This is a genomic window from Mycobacterium sp. TY815 (assembly GCF_030755135.1).
GTDB lineage: Bacteria > Actinomycetota > Actinomycetes > Mycobacteriales > Mycobacteriaceae > Mycobacterium.
Genome location: NZ_JAUFRX010000003.1, coordinates 585,085 through 608,498 on the forward strand (window position 1 = coordinate 585,085; position 23,414 = coordinate 608,498).

General features: G+C 78.9%; 2 protein-coding genes. Both read right to left on the bottom strand.

What is annotated here, in order from left to right; translation table 11 throughout:
• Positions 1-4: 4 nt before the first annotated feature.
• Positions 5-10,618, bottom strand: a complete 10,614-nt coding sequence (locus QXK92_RS28570) for a hypothetical protein (protein ID WP_306248033.1) — start codon at positions 10,616-10,618, stop codon at positions 5-7.
• A 1,074-nt stretch (positions 10,619-11,692) separates the two neighbouring features.
• The gene (locus QXK92_RS28575; RefSeq protein WP_306248035.1) at positions 11,693-23,152 is read right to left on the bottom strand and encodes a PE family protein; all 11,460 of its coding nucleotides are present in this window, start codon (positions 23,150-23,152) and stop codon (positions 11,693-11,695) included.
• Positions 23,153-23,414 lie beyond the last annotated feature (262 nt).

The window sequence follows — 23,414 nt, forward strand, 5'->3', positions numbered from 1 at the left end:
GCGGTTAGGGCGCGCCGCCGGCCCCGCCGGCGCCGCCACTGAGACCGGCCAGGCCGCCCGTTCCGCCCTTGCCGCCGGTGTTGCCACTCGGCGCCGCACCATTTCCGCCTGCCGAACCGCTGGCGCCGCCGGTGCCGGACTTGCCGGTGTTGCCGCTGCCGCTGATACCGCCGGTGCCACCCATTCCACCGGCGCCGCCAGTGCTGCCTTTACCGCCGGTACCGCCGGTGCCGCCCACGGGTGCGGTTCCGCCGGCACCGCCGTTGCCGATCGTGGCGGTGCTTGAGCCGCTGCCGCCGCCGGTTTGGCCGCCGGCCCCACCGGCGCCGCCGGCACCCGCTTTGGTGGCGCCCGTTCCGCCCTTGCCGCCGTTGCCGCCCGTTCCGCCTACCCCGTTGGCGCCGCCGTCGCCGCCGTTGCCGGCGATGCCGCCGGCGACCCCGCTGCCACCGCCGGTGCCGCCGTTGCCGCCGTTCGCGCCGCCGAGGTTGCTGCCGCCCGCGCCGCCGATGCCGCCGGTACCGCCGATGCCTTTGCTCGAGGCGCCGCCGTCGCCGCCCTGTCCGCCGGCCCCGGCATTGGCACCGGCGCCGCCTGCTCCGCCGTTCGCGCCGGGCGTTGTGGCCGTCAGGCTGAGGCCGCCGGTGCCGCCGGTGCCGCCGGTGCCGCCGTCCCCGCCGATTCCGCCGGTGCCGCCGGCGCCTCCGGTACCGTTCACCGCTGTACCGCCGGCGCCGCCCTTGCCGCCCTGACCGCCGACGGAGCCGGCTCCGCCTGCGCTGGCGTTGCCAGGCGTTCCGCCGGATCCGCCGTTGCCGCCGTTGCCGCCGATCTGGTCTGTGGCCCCGCTGTTGCCGCCGTTGCCGCCGGTGCCGCCCTTGCCGCCGTTGTTCGCTCCCGTTGCGTTGCCGCCGTTGCCGCCGTTGCCGCCGTTGCCGTTGATGCCGGCGTTACCGGCTATACCGGCATTTCCGCCCTTACCGGTCGCGCTGCCGTTGCCGCCGTTGCCGGCGTTGCCGCCGTTTCCGCCTTGGCCGCCATTTCCACCGGTGCCGCCGGTAGCTCCGGGGGTTGTCGCGTTGCCGCCGTTGCCGCCGTTGCCGGCGGTGCCACCGGTCCCGCCGCTGCCGCCTTGACCGCCGTCCCCGCCGGTTCCCCCACCACCGACATTGCCGCCGTTACCGGCGTTGCCTCCGGTGCCGCCATTGGCGCCTGCGCCGCCGGCGCCGGTGCCGGTGTTAGTGGCGCCGCTGCTGCCGGCACCGCCGTTGCCACCGTTGCCGCCTACACCGCCGCTGCCGTTGATGCCGGTGCTGGTGAGTCCGGCCCCACCCTGCCCACCGGCACCGCCCGCACCACCGTTTCCACCCGCTTTGCCGGTCGCACCCGAGGCAGTCACGATTCCGCCGTCGCCGCCGGTGCCACCCGCTCCGCCGGCGCCGCCGGTACCGCCGCTACCCCTGTTGGCACCCGTCCCGCCGCCGCCAGAAGCGCCACCGGCGCCGCCCGCACCACCGTTGCCGGCATTCCCGCCGGCGACGGCCGATGCGCCCGACCCACCGCTACCGCCATTGCCGCCTGCCCCGCCGGCGCCACCCTGACCGCCGTTGCCGCCGATGCCGGCGCCGCCGGTGCCGATCGGGTTGCCGCCGCTGCCACCCTGGCCGCCGGCGCCACCCTGGCCGCCGTTGGTACCCGCAGCCCCGCTGCCGGCCGCCCCGGACGTCCCTGCTGTGCCGGCACCGCCATTGCCGCCGGTGCCACCGTTGCCGGCGTTGCCGGCGGTGCCACCCGTGCCGCCGGTGCCGGCGATCCCTGCGGTGCCCCCCTTGCCGCCCTGGCCGCCATTGCCGCCGCTACCGCCGGCTGTGGTGCTGACACCGCCCTGTCCGCCGGTTCCGCCTACGCCGCCGTTGCCACCGCTGCCGTTGACACCGTTGGTAAGGCCGGTGCCGGCGTTACCACCTTGGCCACCCGTGCCCCCGGTGCCACCGCCGGTGCCATTGCCGGCGGTGGCGGCGTTGGGCCCCGCCGCGCCCGTGCCACCCTGGCCGCCGTCGCCACCCTTGCCGCCGTTGCCGCCGTTGCCCTGGGTGCCCGGCGTAGAGCCGGTTCCCGCCGCGCCGGCCTTGCCGCCGTTGCCGCCCAGGCCGCCGGTGCCGCCGGTGCCTGCACCGCTGCCGGTGTCGGTGGCACCTTGGCCGCCCGTTCCGCCCGTTCCGCCGTTGCCGCCGTTGCCGCCCTGGCCCCCGGCACCTTGGATGCCGGCGGTGCCGCCGTTGGTGGCGCCGGCTGAGCCTCCGGAACCGCCCTGGCCGCCGTCGCCGCCGGCGGCACCGGGCCCGCCGACACCGCCGCCGCTGCTTCCTGTGGTCCCGTTGCCGCCGTTTCCGCCGTTGCCGCCCAGGCCGCCCGCGCCGCCGTTGCCCGCGGTACCGGCGGTGCCTGCCGTAGAGCCGACACCGGCCTGTCCGGCGGCGCCACCAGTGCCTCCTGTGCCGCCCTTTCCGCCGGTGCCGCCGGCGATGCCCACGTTGGCGCTGTTGTCCGTGCCGTTGCCGCCGGTGCCACCCTTACCGCCGGTGCCGCCGACGCCGCCCTGGCCGCCGGCGCCTTGAGTTCCGGCGGTGCCGCCGTTGGTGGCTCCGGCTGTGCCTCCGGTGCCTCCCTGGCCGCCGTCGCCTCCGGCGCCGCCCTGGGCGCCTTGCTGGCCGGTGGAAGCGATGGCGGTGTTGTCGGCCCCCTTGCCGCCGTTGCCGCCCAGGCCGCCGGTGCCGCCGTTGCCGGCGGTGCCTGCGGCACCCGCGGTGGAGCCGGTGCCGCCCTTGCCGGCTGCGCCGCCGCTGCCTCCGGTGCCACCCTGGCCGCCGGCTTGAGCGGCTGTGCTCGGGTTGGTGCTGGCGGTGCCGTTGCCTCCGGTGCCACCCTTGCCGCCGGTGCCTCCGACGCCGCCCTGGCCGCCGGCGCCTTGGGCACCGTTGAAGCCGCCGTTCGCCTTGCCGGCGGCCCCGCCAGCGCCCCCTTGGCCGCCGTCGCCTCCGGTGCCGCCCTGGGCGCCTTGCTGGCCGGCGGATGCGGCGGTGGTGTTGTCGGCCCCCTTGCCGCCGTTGCCGCCCAGGCCGCCGGTGCCGCCGTTGCCGGCGGAGCCTGCGGCACCCGTGGTGGAGCCGGTGCCGCCCTTGCCGGCTGCGCCGCCGTCGCCTCCGGTGCCGCCCTGGCCGCCGGCTTGACCGGCTGTGCTCGGGTTGATGCTGTCGGAGCCGTTGCCGCCGGTGCCGCCCTGGCCGCCGGTGCCGCCGAAGCCACCCTGTCCGCCGGCGCCCTGGACGCCGTTGAAGCCGCCGTTGGCGTTGCCCGCGGCGCCACCGGCACCGCCCTGTCCGCCGTCGCCGCCGGCCGCACCCTGGCCGCCGGTGCCGCCACCGATCGCGCCGGCATTGCCTTGTCCGCCCATGCCGCCGGTCCCGCCGGTGCCACCGGTGCCGCCGTTACCGGCCGTGCCCGCGGCTCCTGCCGTCGAGCCGGCGCCGCCCTTGCCGGCCGCGCCTCCCGTGCCACCGACGCCGCCGGTGCCGCCTGCGCCACCGACAACCCCGGGGTTGACGCTGTTGTCGGTGCCGATGCCGCCGGTGCCGCCCTGGCCGCCCTTGCCGCCGAGGCCACCCTGTCCGCCGGCGCCCTGGACGCCGTTGAAGCCGCCGTTGGCGTTGCCCGCGGCGCCACCGGCACCGCCGTGTCCGCCGTCGCCGCCGGCCGCGCCCTGGCCGCCGGTGCCGCCACCGATCGCGCCGGCATTGCCTTGTCCGCCCATGCCGCCGGTCCCGCCGGTGCCACCGGTGCCGCCGTTGCCGGCCGTGCCCGCGGCTCCTGCCGTCGAGCCGGCGCCGCCCTTGCCTGCCGCGCCTCCCGTGCCACCGACGCCGCCTGTGCCGCCGGCGCCACCGACAACCCCGGGGTTGACGCTGTTGTCGGTGCCGAACCCGCCGGTGCCGCCCTGGCCGCCCTTGCCGCCGAGGCCACCTTGTCCGCCGGCGCCCTGGACGCCGTTGAAGCCGCCGTTGGCGTTGCCCGCGGCGCCACCGGCGCCGCCTTGTCCGCCGTCGCCGCCGGCGGCACCCTGGCCGCCGGTGCCGCCACCGATCGCGCCGGCATTGCCTTGTCCACCCATGCCGCCGGTGCCGCCGGTGCCACCGGTGCCGCCGTTACCGGCCGTGCCCGCGGCTCCTGCCGTCGAGCCGGCGCCGCCCTTGCCTGCCGCGCCTCCCGTGCCACCGACGCCGCCTGTGCCGCCGGCGCCACCGACAACCCCGGGGTTGACGCTGTTGTCGGTGCCGAACCCGCCGGTGCCGCCCTGGCCGCCCTTGCCGCCGAAGCCACCCTGTCCGCCGGCGCCCTGGACGCCGTTGAAGCCGCCGTTGGCGTTGCCCGCGGCGCCACCGGCACCGCCCTGTCCGCCGTCGCCGCCGGCCGCGCCCTGGCCGCCGGTGCCGCCACCGATCGCGCCGGCGCTGCCTTGTCCGCCCATGCCGCCGGTGCCGCCGGTGCCACCGGTGCCGCCGTTGCCGGCGCTGCCGGCCGCGCCCGTGGTCGAGCCGGTCCCACCGAGTCCGGCTGCGCCGCCGGTGCCGCCGGTGCCGCCGGTGCCCCCGGCGCCGCCGGCGATGCCGGGGTTGGTGCTGTTGTCGGTGCCGATGCCGCCGGTGCCGCCCTGGCCACCCTTGCCGCCGAAGCCACCCTGTCCGCCGGCGCCCTGGACGCCAGCCGTGCCGCCGTTCGCTTTACCCGCGGCGCCACCGGCACCGCCCTGTCCGCCGTCGCCTCCGGCGGCGCCCTGGCCGCCGGTGCCGCCACCGATCGCGCCGGCGCTGCCTTGTCCACCCATGCCGCCGGTGCCTCCGGTGCCGCCGGTGCCGCCGTTGCCGGCCGTGCCTGCGGCTCCTGACGTCGAACCGCTGCCGCCCTTGCCGGCCGCGCCGCCGGTGCCGCCGCTGCCGCCGGTGCCCCCGGCACCGCCGGCGGTGCCGGGGTTGGTGCTGTTGTCGGTGCCGATGCCGCCGGTGCCGCCCTGTCCGCCCTTGCCGCCGACGCCGCCCTGTCCGCCGGCGCCTTGGGTTCCGGCGGTGCCGCCGTTGGTGGCTCCGGCTGCGCCGCCGGCACCGCCTTGTCCGCCGTCGCCGCCGGCGGCTCCCTGGCCGCCGGTGCTGCCACCGATCGCGCCGGTGCTGCCTTGTCCACCCATGCCGCCGATGCCGCCAGTGCCACCGGTGCCGCCGTTGCCGGCCGTGCCGGCGGCACCCGTCGTCGAACCGCTACCGCCCTTGCCGGCCGCGCCGCCGGTGCCACCACTGCCGCCGGTGCCCCCGGCGCCACCCGCGATGCCGGGGTTGGTGCTGTTGTCGGTGCCGAACCCGCCTTGGCCGCCAACGCCGCCTTGGCCGCCGACGCCGCCCTGACCGCCGGCGCCTTGGGTTCCGGCGGTGCCGCCGTTGGTTGTCCCGGCTAGGCCGCCGGTACCGCCCTGTCCGCCGTCACCGCCAGCCGCGCCTTGGCCGCCGGCGCCGCCGCCAATCGCGCCGGCGCTACCGGCACCGCCCTTACCGCCGGTGCCGCCGGTGCCACCCACGCCGCCGTTGCCGGCGGTGCCGGCCGCGCCGGTGGTTGAACCCGAGCCGCCCTTGCCCGCTGCGCCTCCGGTGCCGCCACTGCCGCCGGTGCCGCCGGCGCCACCGGCGATGCCGGGGTTGGCGCTGTTGTCGACGCCGGTACCGCCCGTTCCTCCTTGGCCGCCGATTCCGCCGATGCCGCCCTGTCCGCCGGCGCCTTGGGTTCCGGCGGTGCCGCCGTTGGTTGTCCCGGCTAGGCCGCCGGTACCGCCCTGTCCGCCGTCACCGCCAGCCGCGCCTTGGCCGCCGGCGCCGCCGCCAATCGCGCCGGCGCTACCGGCACCGCCCTTACCGCCGGTGCCGCCGGTGCCACCCACGCCGCCGTTGCCGGCGGTCCCGGCCGCGCCGGTGGTTGAACCCGAGCCGCCCTTGCCCGCTGCGCCTCCGGTGCCGCCACTGCCGCCGGTGCCGCCGGCGCCACCCGCGATGCCGGGGTTGGCGCTGTTGTCGGTGCCGACGCCGCCCTGGCCGCCCGTTCCACCCGTGCCGCCGATGCCGCCCTGGCCACCGGCGCCTTGGGTTCCGGCGGTGCCGACGTTGGTGGCTCCGGCTGCGCCGCCGGCACCGCCTTGGCCGCCGTCACCGCCGGCCGCACCCTGGCCGCCGATGCCGCCACCACTGGTGCCGGTACTGCCTTGTCCGCCCTTGCCGCCGGTGCCGCCGGCGCCGCCCACGCCGCCGTTGCCGGCGGTGCCGGCCGCGCCGGTGGTCGAACCCGAGCCGCCCTTGCCCGCTGCGCCGCCGGTGCCACCACTGCCGCCGGTGCCGCCGGCACCACCTGCGGTGCCGGGGTTGGCGCTGTTGTCGGTGCCGACGCCGCCCTGGCCGCCCGTTCCACCCGTGCCGCCGATGCCGCCCTGGCCACCGGCGCCTTGGGTTCCGGCGGTGCCGCCGTTGGTGGCGCCGGCTGCGCCGCCGGCACCGCCTTGGCCGCCGTCGCCGCCGGCTGCTCCCTGGCCGCCGATGCCGCCACCACTGGTGCCGGTGCTGCCTTGTCCGCCCTTGCCGCCGGTGCCGCCGGCGCCACCTGCGCCGCCGTTGCCGGCGGTGCCGGCCGCGCCGGTGGTCGAACCCGAGCCGCCCTTGCCCGCTGCGCCGCCGGTGCCACCACTGCCGCCGGTGCCGCCGGCACCACCTGCGGTGCCGGGGTTGGCGCTGTTGTCGACGCCGTTACCGCCCGTTCCGCCTTGGCCGCCGATTCCGCCGATGCCGCCCTTGCCACCGGCGCCCTGGTTTCCGGCGGTGCCGCCGTTGGTGGCGCCGGCTGCGCCGCCGGCACCGCCCTGGCCGCCGTCGCCGCCGGCTGCTCCCTGGCCGCCGATGCCGCCACCACTGGTGCCGGTGCTGCCTTGTCCGCCCTTGCCGCCCGTTCCTCCGGTGCCACCTGCGCCGCCGTTGCCGGCGGTGCCGGCCGCGCCGGTGCTTGATCCGGCACCACCCAGGCCGGCCGCCCCGCCCGTGCCACCGATGCCGCCGGTGCCTCCGGCGCCACCGGCGATGCCGGGGTTGGCGCTGTTGTCGGTGCCGATACCGCCAGCGCCGCCTTGGCCGCCGATTCCGCCGATGCCGCCCTTGCCGCCGGCGCCCTGGTTTCCGGCGGTGCCGCCGTTGGTGGCTCCCGCCGCGCCGCCGGCTCCGCCTTGGCCGCCGTCGCCGCCGGCTGCGCCCTGGCCGCCGGTGCCGCCGCCGCTGGTGCCGGTGCTGCCTTGTCCGCCCTGGCCGCCGGTACCGCCGGTGCCTCCGACGCCGCCGTCGCCGGCTGTGCCGGCGGCTCCTGTCGTCGAGCCGCTGCCGCCCTTGCCGGCTGCGCCGCCGGTGCCGCCGGTGCCGCCGGTACCGCCCGCGCCGCCGGCGATGCCGGGGTTGGTGCTGTTGTCGGTACCGATACCGCCGGTGCCGCCCTGGCCGCCGATTCCGCCGATGCCGCCCTTGCCGCCGGCGCCCTGGTTTCCGGCGGTGCCGCCGTTGGTGGCTCCCGCCGCGCCGCCGGCTCCGCCTTGGCCGCCGTCGCCGCCGGCCGCGCCCTGGCCGCCGGTGCCGCCGCCGCTGGTGCCGGTGCTGCCTTGTCCGCCCTGGCCGCCGGTGCCGCCGGTCCCGCCTACGCCGCCGCTGCCGGCGGTGCCGGCCGTACCGATGGTGGAGCCGGTGCCGCCCTTGCCGGCTGCGCCGCCGGTGCCGCCGGTGCCGCCGGTACCGCCCGCGCCGCCGGCGATGCCGGGGTTGGTGCTGTTGTCGGTACCGATACCGCCGGTGCCGCCTTGGCCGCCGATTCCGCCGATGCCGCCCTTGCCGCCGGCGCCCTGGTTTCCGGCGGTGCCGCCGTTGGTGGCTCCCGCCGCGCCGCCCGCGCCGCCTTGGCCGCCGTCGCCGCCGGCCGCGCCCTGGCCGCCCGTGCCACCACCGCTGGTGCCGGTGCTGCCTTGTCCGCCCTGGCCACCGGTGCCGCCGGTCCCGCCTACGCCGCCGCTGCCGGCGGTGCCGGCCGTACCGATGGTGGAGCCGGTGCCGCCCTTGCCGGCTGCGCCGCCGGTGCCGCCGGTGCCGCCGGTACCGCCCGCGCCGCCGGCGATGCCGGGGTTGGTGCTGTTGTCGGTACCGATACCGCCGGTGCCGCCTTGGCCGCCGATTCCGCCGATGCCGCCCTTGCCGCCGGCGCCCTGGTTTCCGGCGGTGCCGCCGTTGGTGGCGCCGGCTGCGCCGCCCGTGCCGCCTTGGCCGCCGTCGCCGCCGGCCGCGCCTTGGCCGCCGATGCCGCCGCCGCTGGTGCCGGTGCTGCCTTGTCCGCCCTGGCCGCCGGTACCGCCGGTCCCGCCTACGCCGCCGCTGCCGGAGGTGCCGGCCGTACCGATGGTGGAGCCGGTGCCGCCCTTGCCGGCTGCGCCGCCGGTGCCGCCGGTGCCCCCGGTTCCACCGGCTCCGCCGGCGATGCCGGGGTTGGCGCTGTTATCGGTACCGATACCGCCGGTGCCGCCTTGGCCGCCGATTCCGCCGATGCCGCCCTTGCCGCCGGCGCCCTGGATACCGGTGGTACCGCCGTTGGTGGCGCCGGCTGCGCCGCCCGTGCCGCCTTGGCCGCCGTCACCACCGGCCGCGCCCTGGCCGCCGATGCCGCCACCGCTGGTGCCGGCGCTGCCTTGCCCGCCCTTGCCGCCGGTGCCACCGGTGCCACCGACTCCGCCGTTACCCGCGGTGCCGGCCGTACCGGTGGTCGAGCCAGTGCCGCCCTTGCCGGCACCGCCGCCGGTTCCGCCGATCCCGCCGGTGCCCCCTGCGCCACCCGCAATGCCGGGGTTGGTGCTGTTGTCGACGCCGGTGCCGCCCGTGCCGCCTTGGCCGCCGACGCCGCCTATGCCGCCTTGACCGCCTGCGCCTTGGGTGCCGGCGGTGCCGCCGTTGGTGGCTCCGGCTGCGCCGCCGGCGCCGCCTTGGCCGCCGTCTCCACCGGCCGCGCCTTGCCCGCCGGTGCCGCCACCTGCGGTGCCGGTGCTGCCTTGCCCGCCTTGGCCGCCGGTGCCGCCGGTGCCACCTACGCCGCCGTTGCCGGCGGTGCCGGCCGCGCCGGTGCTCGAGCCAGTGCCGCCCTTTCCTGCCGCGCCGCCCGTTCCGCCAACGCCGCCCGCACCGCCGTCACCGCCGGGGATGCCGGGGTTGGTGGTGTTGTTAATGCCGGTGCCGCCTGTGCCGCCCTGGCCACCGACGCCGCCTATGCCGCCTTGACCGCCGGCGCCTTGGGTTCCGGCGGTGCCGCCGTTGGTGGCGCCCGCTGCGCCGCCGGCACCGCCCTGACCGCCGTCACCGCCGGCCGCGCCTTGGCCGCCGGTCCCGCCGCCGCTGCTCCCTGCGGTCCCGGCGCCGCCCTTGCCGCCGGTCCCGCCGACACCACCGGTGCCGCCGTCACCGGCTGTTCCGGATGCGCCGGTGCTGGACCCGGACCCGCCGAGGCCTGCGGCGCCGCCGGTTCCGCCGATGCCGCCGGTGCCGCCTGCGCCACCGGCGATGCCGGGGTTGGTGCTGTTGTCGGTGCCGGTCCCGCCGTGGCCGCCTTGGCCGCCGACGCCGCCGATGCCGCCTTGGCCGCCTGCGCCTTGGGTGCCGGCGGTGCCGCCGTTGGTGGCTCCGGCTGCGCCGCCGGCGCCGCCTTGGCCGCCGTCGCCACCGGCCGCGCCTTGGCCGCCGGTCCCGCCGCCGCTGGTGCCGGTGCTGCCTTGTCCGCCTTTGCCGCCGGTGCCGCCGACACCGCCGGTGCCGCCGTCGCCGGCTGTTCCGGATGCGCCGGTGCTGGAGCCGGATCCGCCGAGGCCTGCTGCTCCGCCGGTGCCGCCGATGCCGCCGGTGCCGCCTGCGCCACCCGCGATGCCGGGGTTGGTGCTGTTGTCGGTGCCGGTCCCGCCGTGGCCACCGTTGGCCGCCGACGCCGCCGATGCCGCCTTGGCCGCCTGCGCCTTGGGTGCCGGCGGTGCCGCCGTTGGTGGCGCCGGCTGCGCCGCCGGCGCCGCCGTGGCCGCCGTCACCACCGACTGCGCCTTGGCCACCGGTCCCGCCACCTGTGCTGCCGGTGCTGCCTTGTCCGCCTTTGCCGCCGGTGCCGCCAATGCCACCGACGCCGCCGTCGCCGGCTGTGCCGGAGGCGCCGGTGCTGGATCCGGATCCGCCGAGGCCGGCTGCGCCGCCGGTGCCGCCGATACCGCCGATGCCGCCCGCGCCACCCGCAATGCCGGGGTTGGTGCTGTTGTCGCTGCCGGTCCCGCCGTGGCCGCCCTGGCCGCCGACTCCGCCGATGCCGCCTTGGCCGCCCGCGCCTTGGGTGCCGGCGTTGCCGCCGTTGGTGGCTCCGGCTGCACCGCCGACACCGCCTTGCCCGCCGTCACCGCCGGCCGCGCCCTGGCCACCGATCCCGCCACCGCTGGTCCCAGTGCTTCCAGCGCCGCCCTTGCCGCCGGTGCCGCCGACGCCACCGACCCCGCCGTCACCGGCTGTGCCGGAGGCGCCGGTGCTGGAGCCGGATCCGCCGAGGCCGGCTGCGCCGCCGGTGCCGCCGATACCGCCGGTGCCGCCCGCGCCGCCGGCGATGCCGGGGTTGGTGCTGTTGTCGGTGCCGGTACCGCCGTGGCCACCGTTGGCCGCCGACGCCGCCGATGCCGCCCTGGCCACCCACGCCTTGGGTGCCGGCGGTGCCGCCGTTGGTCGCTCCGGCAGCGCCGCCGGCACCGCCCTGGCCGCCGTCACCGCCGGCTGCGCCTTGGCCACCGGTCCCGCCACCGGCGGTGCCGGTGTTGCCTTGTCCACCAGCGCCGCCGGTCCCGCCGACGCCGCCAACCCCGCCGTCGCCGGCGGTGCCGGAGGCGCCGGTGCTGGACCCGGACCCGCCGAGGCCGGCTGCGCCGCCGGTGCCGCCGATACCGCCGATGCCCCCCGCGCCGCCGGCAATGCCGGGGTTGGTGCTGTTGTCGACGCCGGCACCGCCAACGCCTCCGACGCCGCCGACACCACCGATGCCGCCCTGGCCACCCGCGCCCTGCTGGCCGCCGCCGCCCGTTCCGGCTGCGCCGCCGGCGCCGCCCTGGCCGCCGTCTCCACCGGCCGCGCCTTGGCCGCCGGTCCCGCCGCCGCTGCTCCCTGCGGTTCCGGCCCCGCCCAAGCCGCCGGTGCCGCCAACGCCACCAACCCCGCCGTCACCAGCCGTGCCGGATGCGCCGTTGCTGGACCCGGACCCGCCGAGGCCTGCTGCGCCGCCGGTGCCGCCGATGCCGCCGATGCCGCCTGCGCCACCGGCAACACCCGGGTTGGTGCTGTTGTCGGTGCCGGCACCGCCAACGCCTCCGACGCCGCCGATTCCGCCGATGCCGCCCTGGCCACCGGCGCCTTGGGTGCCGGCGGTGCCGCCGTTGGTCGCTCCGGCTGCGCCGCCGGCGCCGCCGTGGCCGCCGTCACCACCGGCCGCGCCCTGGCCGCCGGTCCCGCCACCTGCGGTGCCGGTGCTGCCTTGTCCACCAGCGCCGCCGGTGCCGCCGATGCCGCCGACCCCGCCGTCACCGGCCGTGCCGGAGGCGCCGGTGCTGGACCCGGATCCGCCGAGGCCGGCTGCGCCGCCGGTGCCGCCGATACCGCCTAGGCCGCCCGCGCCACCGGCAACACCCGGGTTGGCGCTGTTGTCGGTGCCGGTACCGCCATCGCCACCGACTCCACCGGATGCCGCCGATGCCGCCCTGGCCACCGGCGCCTTGGGTGCCGGCGGTGCCGCCGTTGGTCGCTCCGGCTGCGCCGCCGGCGCCGCCCTGGCCGCCGTCACCACCGGCCGCGCCCTGGCCGCCGGTCCCGCCACCGGCGGTGCCGGTGCTGCCTTGTCCACCAGCGCCGCCAGTGCCGCCGATGCCACCGACCCCGCCGTCACCGGCTGTGCCGGAGGCGCCGGTGCTGGATCCTGATCCGCCGAGGCCGGCCGCGCCGCCGGTGCCGCCGATACCGCCGACGCCGCCCGCGCCGCCAGCCACACCCGGGTTGGTGCTGTTGTCGGTGCCGGCACCGCCAACGCCTCCGACGCCGCCGACACCACCGATGCCGCCCTGACCGCCCGCGCCCTGCTGGCCGCCGCCGCCGGATCCGGCTGCGCCGCCGGCACCGCCCTGGCCGCCGTCACCGCCGGCCGCGCCCTGGCCGCCGGTTCCGCCACCGGCGGTGCCGGTGCTGCCTTGTCCACCAGCGCCGCCGGTGCCGCCGATGCCACCGACCCCGCCGTCACCGGCTGTGCCGGATGCGCCGGTGCTGGATCCTGATCCGCCGAGGCCGGCCGCGCCGCCGGTGCCGCCGATACCGCCGACGCCGCCCGCGCCGCCAGCCACACCCGGGTTGGCGCTGTTGTCGGTGCCGGTCCCGCCATGGCCACCGACGCCGCCGACACCACCGATGCCGCCCTGACCGCCCGCGCCCTGCTGGCCGCCGCCGCCGAATCCGGCTGCGCCGCCGGCGCCGCCCTGGCCGCCGTCACCACCGGCCGCGCCCTGGCCACCGGTCCCGCCGCCGCTGCTCCCTGCGGTCCCGGCCCCGCCCTTGCCGCCGGTCCCGCCGACACCACCGGTGCCGCCGTCACCGGCCGTGCCGGAGGCGCCGGTGCTGGACCCGGATCCACCGAGGCCTGCGGCTCCGCCCGTGCCGCCGATACCGCCGATGCCGCCCGCGCCACCCGCAATGCCGGGGTTGGTGCTGTTGTCGACGCCGGCACCGCCAACGCCTCCGACGCCACCGACACCACCGATGCCGCCCTGACCGCCCACGCCTTGGGTGCCAGCGGTGCCGCCGTTGGTCGCTCCGGCAGCCCCGCCGACGCCGCCCTGGCCGCCGTCACCACCGGCCGCGCCCTGGCCACCGGTCCCGCCACCGCTGGTCCCAGTGCTTCCAGCGCCGCCCTTACCGCCGGTCCCGCCGATGCCACCGACCCCGCCGTCACCGGCCGTGCCGGAGGCGCCGGTGCTGGATCCTGATCCGCCGAGGCCGGCTGCGCCTCCGGCGCCGCCGATACCGCCGGTGCCGCCCGCGCCACCGGCGACGCCGGGGTTGGTGCTGTTGTCGGTGCCGGTCCCGCCGTGGCCGCCTTGGCCGCCGACACCACCGATGCCGCCCTGGCCACCTGCACCCTGGGTGCCGGCCGTGCCGCCGTTGGTGGCTCCGGCCGCGCCGCCGGCGCCGCCCTTTCCGCCGTCACCACCGGCCGCGCCCTGACCGCCAGCACCGCCGCCCGTAGTGCCGGTGCTTCCGGCGCCGCCCTTGCCGCCGGTGCCGCCAATGCCACCGACCCCGCCGTCGCCGGCGGTGCCCGATGCGCCGGTGCTCGAGCCGGACCCGCCGAGGCCGGCCGCGCCGCCCGTGCCGCCGATACCGCCTACGCCGCCCGCGCCACCCGCAATGCCGGGGTTAGTGCTGTTGTCGACGCCCGCACCGCCAACGCCACCGACACCGCCGACACCACCGATGCCACCTTGGCCACCAACGCCTTGGGTTCCGGCGGTGCCGCCGTTGGTCGCTCCGGCTGCGCCGCCGGCGCCGCCCTGGCCGCCGTCACCGCCGGCTGCGCCCTGGCCGCCGGTCCCGCCACCCGTGGTGCCGGTGCTGCCTTGTCCGCCTTTGCCGCCGGTGCCGCCGACCCCGCCGGTGCCGCCATCACCGGCCGTGCCGGAGGCGCCGGTGCTCGAGCCGGACCCGCCGAGGCCGGCTGCTCCGCCCGTGCCGCCGGTACCGCCGACGCCGCCCGCGCCACCCGCGATGCCGGGGTTGGTGCTGTTATCGGTGCCGGTCCCGCCGTGGCCGCCTTGGCCGCCGGTTCCGCCGATGCCACCTTGGCCACCAACGCCTTGGGTTCCGGCGGTGCCGCCGTTGGTGGCACCGGCTGCGCCGCCTGCACCGCCCTGGCCGCCGTCACCGCCGGCTGCGCCCTGGCCGCCGGTCCCGCCACCCGTGGTGCCGGTGCTGCCTTGTCCGCCCTTGCCGCCAGTGCCGCCGACACCGCCGGTGCCGCCATCACCGGCTGTTCCGGATGCGCCGGTGCTCGAGCCGGACCCGCCCAGGCCGGCCGCGCCGCCGGTGCCGCCGACACCGCCGATGCCGCCCGCGCCACCCGCGACACCGGGGTTGGCGCTGTTGTCGGTCCCGGCACCGCCAACGCCGCCGACGCCACCGACGCCACCGATGCCACCTTGGCCACCCACGCCTTGGGTGCCGGCCGTGCCGCCGTTGGTCGCTCCGGCCGCGCCGCCGGCACCGCCCTGGCCGCCGTCACCACCGGCCGCGCCCTGGCCACCGGTCCCGCCACCGCTGGTCCCAGTGCTTCCAGCGCCGCCCTTACCGCCGGTCCCGCCGACACCACCAACCCCGCCGTCACCGGCCGTGCCGGATGTGCCGGTGCTGGAGCCGGAGCCACCGAGGCCGGCCGCGCCTCCGGTGCCACCGACGCCGCCTACGCCGCCCGCGCCGCCGGCCACACCCGGGTTGGTGCTGTTGTCGGTGCCAACACCGCCGTCGCCACCGGTCCCACCGACGCCGCCGATACCGCCCTTGCCACCTGCTCCCTGCTGGCCGCCGCCGCCCGTTCCGGCTGCGCCGCCGGCACCGCCCTGGCCGCCGTCACCGCCGGCTGCGCCCTGGCCGCCGGTCCCGCCACCCGTGGTACCAGTAACCCCGGCACCGCCCTTGCCGCCGGTGCCGCCGACGCCGCCAACCCCGCCGTCGCCGGCCGTGCCGGAGGCGCCGGTGCTGGACCCGGATCCGCCGAGACCGGCTGCGCCACCGGTGCCACCGACACCGCCGATGCCGCCCGCGCCGCCAGCCACACCGGGGTTAGTGCTGTTGTCGGTGCCGGCACCGCCGTCGCCACCGGTGCCACCGACGCCGCCGATACCGCCCTTGCCACCTGCTCCCTGCTGGCCGCCGCCGCCCGTTCCGGCTGCGCCGCCGGCACCGCCCTGGCCGCCGTCACCGCCAGCCGCCCCTTGACCGCCGGTCCCGCCACCCGCGGTACCAGTAACCCCGGCACCGCCCTTGCCGCCGGTGCCGCCGACGCCGCCGGTGCCCCCGTCGCCGGCCGTGCCGGAGGCGCCGGTGCTGGACCCGGATCCGCCGAGGCCGGCCGCGCCTCCGGTGCCTCCGACGCCGCCGATACCGCCCGCGCCGCCTGCGACACCTGGGTTAGTGCTGTTGTCGGTGCCAACACCGCCGTCGCCACCGGTCCCACCGACGCCGCCTACACCGCCCTGGCCACCCGCGCCCTGCTGGCCGCCGCCGCCAGTTCCGGCTGCGCCGCCGGCACCGCCCTGGCCGCCGTCACCGCCAGCCGCCCCTTGACCGCCGGTCCCGCCACCCGCGGTACCAGTAACCCCGGCGCCGCCCTTGCCGCCGGTCCCGCCGACACCACCGGTGCCGCCGTCACCGGCTGTTCCGGAGGCGCCGGTGCTGGATCCTGATCCGCCGAGGCCGGCTGCGCCTCCGGTGCCTCCGATGCCGCCGGTGCCCCCGGCTCCGCCGGCGATGCCGGGGTTGGTGCTGTTGTCGACGCCGGCACCGCCAAGGCCACCGACGCCACCGACACCACCGATGCCGCCCTGACCGCCCACGCCTTGGGTACCGGCGGTGCCGCCGTTGGTCGCTCCGGCTGCGCCGCCGACACCGCCCTGGCCGCCGTCACCACCGGCCGCGCCCAGACCGCCAGTCCCGCCACCGGCGGTCCCGGTGCTGCCTTGTCCGCCCTTGCCGCCGGTGCCGCCGACACCACCGACCCCGCCGTCGCCGGCCGTGCCGGAGGCGCCGGTGCTGGACCCGGACCCGCCGAGGCCGGCCGCGCCGCCAGTGCCGCCGGTGCCGCCGATGCCACCCGCGCCGCCTGCGACACCCGGGTTGGCGCTGTTGTCGGTGCCGGTCCCGCCGTGGCCGCCGGTTCCGCCGGCGCCACCCATGCCGCCTTGTCCGCCGCCGCCCTGAATACCGGCGGTGCCGCCATTGGCGGCTCCGGCTGCGCCTCCAGCGCCACCTTTGCCGCCGTCACCTCCAGCCGCCCCTTGACCGCCGGTGCCACCACCGCTGGTGCCGACGCTGCCGGCACCGCCTTTGCCACCGGTCCCGCCGGCGCCGCCAACGCCGCCGTCGCCGGCGGTACCTGAGGCGCCGGTGCTGGACCCGGAGCCGCCAAAACCGGCGCCGCCGCCAGTGCCGCCGACACCCCCGATGCCACCCGCGCCGCCTGCGACACCTGGGTTGGCGCTGTTGTCGGTGCCGGTCCCGCCTTGGCCGCCGATGCCGCCGATACCACCGGTGCCGCCCTGGCCGCCAGCGCCTTGTTGCCCGCCGCCGCCGGATCCGGCCGCGCCGCCGGCGCCGCCTTGCCCGCCGTCACCTCCGGCAGCACCTTGGCCACCGACACCGCCGCCTGTGGCGCCGGTGCTCCCGGCACCACCCTTGCCACCCGTCCCACCGACACCGCCAACACCGCCGTCACCGGCCGCGCCGGACGCGCCGACGGTTGACCCGGAGCCTCCGAGGCCGGCCGCACCTCCCGTGCCGCCGACGCCGCCGACACCACCGGCGCCGCCGGCCACGCCGGGGTTGGTGCTGTTGTCGACGCCGGCACCGCCGACGCCTCCGACACCACCGACACCGCCGGCGCCACCCTGGCCGCCAGCGCCCTGTTGCCCTCCGCCGCCGGATCCGGCTGCGCCGCCGGCGCCGCCCTTTCCGCCGTCGCCACCGGCCGCGCCCTGACCGCCGGTTCCGCCACCCGCGGTACCAGTAACCCCGGCGCCGCCCTTGCCGCCGGTCCCGCCGACGCCGCCGACCCCGCCGTCACCCGCGGTGCCGGACGCTCCCGTGCTCGATCCGGAGCCACCGAGGCCTGCCGCGCCTCCGGTGCCACCGATGCCGCCGATGCCACCCGCGCCGCCGGCCACGCCCGGGTTTGCGCTGTTGTCGGTGCCGGTCCCGCCTTGGCCGCCGACGCCACCGGCGCCGCCGATGCCGCCCTGACCGCCTGCGCCCTGCTGACCGCCGCCGCCGAATCCGGCCGCGCCGCCGGCGCCGCCCTTTCCGCCGTCTCCACCCGCTGCGCCCTGGCCGCCGGTTCCGCCACCCGCTGTACCAGTAACCCCGGCACCACCCTTGCCGCCGGTGCCGCCCGCACCGCCAACGCCGCCGTCACCGGCGCTGCCCGATGCGCCGGTGCTCGATCCGGACCCGCCTACACCAGCGGCACCGCCTGTCCCGCCGACGCCGCCGACGCCGCCCGCGCCACCTGCGACGCCGGGGTTGGCGCTGTTGTCGGTGCCGGCGCCGCCTTGGCCGCCGACGCCACCAGTGCCTCCTACGCCGCCGTGGCCGCCCACGCCTTGGATACCGGCGGTGCCGCCGTTGGTGGCTCCCGCTGCGCCGCCGGCGCCGCCCTTTCCGCCGACTCCACCCGCCGCGCCCTGGCCGCCGGTTCCGCCACCCGCGGTACCAGTAACTCCGGCACCACCCTTGCCGCCGGTGCCGCCCGCACCGCCAACGCCGCCGTCACCGGCGGTGCCCGATGCGCCGGTGCTCGATCCGGACCCGCCCAGACCGGCTGCGCCGCCGGTACCGCCGATCCCGCCGGTGCCGCCGGCGCCACCTGCGACACCTGGGTTTGTGCTGTTGTCCGTGCCGGTGCCGCCTTGCCCACCGGTTCCACCGGTACCGCCGATCCCGCCCTTTCCGCCGGCACCCTGGGTGCCCGCCGCGCCGCCGTTGGTGGCTCCTGCTGCACCGCCGGCACCGCCCTGCCCGCCGTCGCCACCCGCGGCACCCTGACCACCAACGCCACCACCCGCGACACCGCCAATTCCGGCTCCGCCCTTGCCGCCGGTACCACCAATGCCACCAGCGCCGCCGTCTCCGGATGTTCCGGATGCGCCGGTGCTCGAGCCGGACCCGCCGAGGCCGGCTGCGCCGCCGGTTCCGCCGATCCCGCCGGCGCCACCGGCGCCACCTGCCACACCCGGATTGGTGCTGTTGTCGGTGCCGGCACCGCCGACGCCGCCGACGCCGCCGACGCCGCCGATGCCGCCCTTGCCGCCGGCTCCCTGCTGGCCGCCGCCACCGGCTCCGGCTGCGCCGCCGGCGCCGCCCTGGCCGCCGTCACCACCCGCGGCTCCCTGACCGCCGGCGCCGCCACCCGCGGTGCCGCTGCTGCCAGCCCCACCGCCGCCGCCCACGCCGCCCCCGCCGCCAACGCCGCCGTCTCCGGCCGTTCCGGATGCGCCGATGGTCGAGCCGGAGCCGCCGAGACCGGCTGCGCCGCCGGTACCGCCGACGCCACCAGTGCCACCGGCGCCACCTGCCACACCCGGGTTGGCGCTGTTGTCGGTGCCGGCACCGCCGACGCCTCCGACGCCGCCGACGCCACCGGTGCCGCCCTTGCCGCCGGTTCCCTGCTGGCCGCCGCCGCCGGTTCCAGCGGCGCCGCCGGTGCCGCCCTTTCCGCCGTCGCCACCCGCGGCCCCTTGACCTCCAACACCGCCACCGGCGGCGCCGGTGCTGCCAACACCGCCACCCCCGCCGACGCCGCCCCCACCGCCAACGCCGCCGTCTCCGGCTGTTCCGGATGCGCCAGTGGTCGAGCCGGTGCCGCCGAGGCCTGCTGCGCCGCCGGTGCCGCCGACGCCGCCGGTGCCGCCCGCGCCACCCGCGACACCCGGGTTGGTGCTGTTGTCGGTGCCGGCACCGCCGACGCCGCCGACGCCGCCGACGCCGCCGGTGCCGCCTTTACCGCCGGCTCCCTGCTGGCCGCCGCCACCGGCTCCGGCCGCGCCGCCGGCGCCGCCTTGGCCGCCGTCACCCCCCGCGGCGCCTTGACCGCCAGTGCCGCCACTCGCGGCGCCGGTGTTGCCGGCACCGCCCTTGCCGCCGACGCCGCCGCCACCGCCAACGCCGCCGTCTCCGGCTGTTCCGGATGCGCCGAGGGTCGAGCCGGTGCCGCCGAGGCCTGCTGCGCCGCCGGTGCCGCCGACGCCGCCGGTGCCACCGGCGCCACCTGCAACACCCGGGTTGGTGCTGTTGTCGGTGCCGGCACCGCCGACGCCGCCGACGCCACCGATGCCACCGATGCCGCCCTTGCCGCCGGCTCCCTGCTGGCCACCGCCACCGGCTCCGGCCGCGCCGCCGGCGCCGCCCTGGCCGCCGTCACCACCCGCGGCACCTTGACCGCCAGTGCCGCCACCCGCGGCGCCGGTGCTGCCGGCACCGCCCTTGCCGCCGACGCCGCCGCCACCGCCAACGCCGCCGTCACCGGCTGTTCCGGATGCGCCGAGGGTCGAGCCGGTGCCGCCGAGGCCTGCTGCGCCGCCGGTGCCGCCGACGCCGCCAATGCCACCGGCGCCACCCGCGACACCCGGGTTGGTGCTGTTGTCGGTGCCGGCACCGCCGACGCCGCCGACGCCACCGACACCACCGGTGCCGCCTTTACCGCCGGCTCCCTGCTGGCCGCCGCCACCGGCTCCTGCCGCGCCACCGGCGCCGCCCTGGCCGCCGTCGCCACCGGCAGCACCTTGGCCACCAGCGCCACCACCCGCGACACCACTGACTCCGGCACCGCCCTTGCCGCCGGTGCCACCGATGCCGCCGGTCCCGCCGTCACCGGCGCTGCCCGATGTGCCGGTGCTCGATCCGGTCCCGCCGACACCGGCGGCACCGCCGGTACCACCGGCACCGCCGATACCCCCTGCACCACCCGCCACACCTGGGTTGGTGCTGTTGTCCACGCCGGCACCACCAACGCCGCCGACGCCACCGACGCCACCAATGCCGCCCTTGCCGCCGGCTCCCTGCTGCCCACCGCCGCCGGCGCCGGCTGCCCCGCCGGCACCGCCCTGGCCGCCGTCGCCACCGGCAGCGCCCTGCCCACCAGCACCGCCACCCGCGGCACCGGCGCTGCCGGCACCACCTTTGCCGCCCACACCGCCAACCCCGCCGACGCCGCCATCGCCGGCAGTGCCCGACGCTCCTGCGGTGGAACCGGAACCGCCCAGGCCGGCGGCACCGCCGGCACCACCCACGCCGCCGGTGCCGCCGGTGCCGCCGACGACCCCAAGGTTCGCGTTGTTGTCGGTACCGGAACCACCCGCGCCACCCGTGCCGCCGACTCCACCGACGCCGCCCTTGCCGCCTGCCCCCTGCTGACCACCGCCACCCGACCCGGCAGCTCCGCCATCACCACCGCGCCCACCGTCGCCACCGGCACCGCCTTGAGCGCCCTGTTGGCCGGTTGTCGCAACAGTGGTGTTGTCCGCACCTTTGCCGCCAGTCCCGCCGACGCCACCGGCGCCGCCGTCACCAGCAGTGCCCGCTGCGCCCGTGCTCGATCCGGAACCGCCCGCTCCGGCCGCGCCACCAGTCCCGCCGGTCCCACCCTTTCCACCGGCCTGAGCAGCGGCCAGCGGATCTGTGCCCGTTGCGCCGGTACCGCCGACGCCGCCGGTGCCGCCGAGCCCGCCGTGACCGCCTTTGCCGCCGGCGCCTTGCTGACCGCCGCCGCCCGACCCGGCAGCGCCGCCGCTGCCGCCCTGGCCACCGGCACCGCCGGCACCGCCCTGCGCGCCCTGGGCGCCGGGCGCCACGATCGTGTTGTTATCGCTGCCCTGGCCGCCGGTGCCCCCGACGCCACCGGCGCCGCCGTCACCGGCGACTCCTGATGAGCCTTTCGACGAACCCGACCCGCCCGCTCCGGCCGCTCCGCCGGTGCCGCCAGTCCCGCCCTGACCCCCCGCCTGAGCAGCAACGAGCGGGTCGGTGCCCTTTGCGCCACTGCCGCCCTGGCCACCCCCACCGCCTGCGCCGCCATTGCCGCCGGCACCGCCGGCACCCTGTTGGCCGCCGGTTCCGGCGCCCGCGGCGCCGCCAGTACCGCCGCTGCCCCCGGCACCCCCGGCACCACCCTGGCCGCCCTGCGTTCCGGTCGCGGCGACCGTGCTGTTGTCAGCGCCCTTACCGCCGCTGCCGCCCGCACCACCGGCCCCGCCGTCCCCGGCCGTTCCCGCCGCTCCATTGCTGAAGCCGGTCCCGCCGGCTCCGGCCGCGCCACCAGAGCCGCCGGTGCCCCCTTGACCACCGGCCTGTGCAGCCACCAGAGGATCGCTGCCGTCAGCACCGTCTGCCCCGGAACCACCGACCCCACCCCGGCCACCCTGACCGCCAGTGCCGCCAGCACCTTGGTGACCGCCGGTTCCAGCCCCCGCCGCTCCGCCCGTGCCGCCCTGGCCCCCGGCGCCGCCGGCCGCACCCTGACCGCCCTGGGCGCCCGCCGCGACAGCGTCCAACCCCGCCCCACCGGATCCGCCGGTACCGCCCTTGCCGCCCGCACCACCATCGCCGGCGAGGCCCGCGGCCCCCGCGACTGATCCGGCGCCACCGAGTCCTGCCGCGCCCCCGGTCCCACCGGTGCCACCCTGTCCGCCGGCCACGCCGGGGGTGTTCAGACCGCCGGACGAACCCGAACCTCCGGCGCCGCCCGTGCCGCCGACCCCGCCTTGGCCACCGGCGCCGCCGGCTCCTTGCAACGCTCCGCTGCCTCCGCCGACACCGCCCGCGCCGCCCGTGCCACCGGCGAAACCAGTACCGCCGACAGCGCCCGAACCAGCTGCAGCGTCCGTTCCGGCGGCGCCCGCACCGCCGGCACCGCCTGCGCCACCGGTTCCGTTAGCGCCCGTTCCACCTGCCACGCCGCCGAAACTCAGGAAACCGCCCGCTCCGCCCGCTCCACCCTGACCGGCAGTACCGCCGGTGCCACCGGTGCCGCCGGTGCCGCCGACCCCGCCAAGAGCGGCGTCACCACCCCGGCCGCCGATGCCGCCGATACCACCGGCTCCTCCGGTACCGCCGTGACCGCCGGGACCGAACAACAGCGCGCCACGGCCGCCGACGCCGCCGGCACCTCCGCTGCCACCGGTCCCGCCAAGCCCGCCGAGTGCGCCGCCGTCCGCCCCGGCAATGCCGGTTCCGCCTGCTCCGCCAGCCCCGCCGGCACCACCGCCGCTGAATAACCACCCAGTGCCGCCGGCCCCCCCGGCCCCGCCGTCGCCGCCGAGAACACCCGTCGTGCCGATACCGCCCGCGCCGCCGGCGCCACCACAGCCGAACAGCAGCGCGGCACGTCCGCCCGTCCCGCCCGTGCCGCCGCCGTACCCGCCGCTGCCGCCGGCGCCCCCACCGCCCCAGACGAGCGCGCCGTCACCGCCGGCCCCACCGACGCCGCCGCCGGAGCCACCCGCGCCGCCGTCACCGGCCGCGCCGAAGAACCACTCACCCCGCCCGCCGGCGCCCCCGGTGCCGCCACCGATGCCGCCGGTGCCGCCGGTGCCGCCGCCGCCCCACCACAAGCCACCGTTACCGCCGGCCCCCCCGGTGCCGCCGCCGGTCCCGCCCATCCCGCCGGTGCCTCCGACACCGAGCAGCCATCCACCGTTACCGCCGGCTCCACCGCTGGCAGTCGCGCCGCCCGCGCCGCCTGGCCCACCGTTGCCCCACAGACCCGCCGACCCACCGGCCCCGCCGGCCTGACCAGCAGCGCCGGCCGCTCCGGCACCGCCGTTGCCGAACAGGATCCCGCCGTCGCCTCCGGCACCTCCCGGCGTCGTGGCGTTGGCGCCGTCACCGATCAGCGGCCGGCCCAGCAGCGTCATCGTGGGCGCGTTGATCACACCGAGCACGGCCCGCTGGGCGTTCTCCACCTCTGTCCACACGTACGAGCCCGCGCCGGCCCGCAGAGTCAGGGTGAACTGGGATTGCACCTGCTCCACGAGAGCGCTGACAGCCTGATATTCGCGGCCATGGGCACCGAACAGGGCGGCGATGCGAAGCGACACCTCATCGCTGGCCGCTGCCAGCACCTGAGTCGTCGGGACGGCGGCGGCCGAACTGGACGCAGCAACCGAAGCGCCGAGTCTCGAGAGGTCCGTTGCCGCGGCGGCGGCGGCTTCGGGGGAGACCCAGAGGAACGACATCGAAACGGCTCCAGGCAGCAGGGGACGAGTTCACAATTCCGCCCCACGCCGGGATCGCTTGCGCGGATCTTATGATTTGCCGGGCTTTATGTCACTGTTTTGAGCACACTCGGTACCTAAGGTGTGATCTTGATTGATCCACTCATGGTTGAGTCTGTCGGCTCGATTTCGTTTATTGACCTTGGATAACGCTGGGCGGACATCGCTATGAGAGAACGCTGCTGATTGCAGATGGCCCAGAGGACGGGCGGGATGCCGAAGC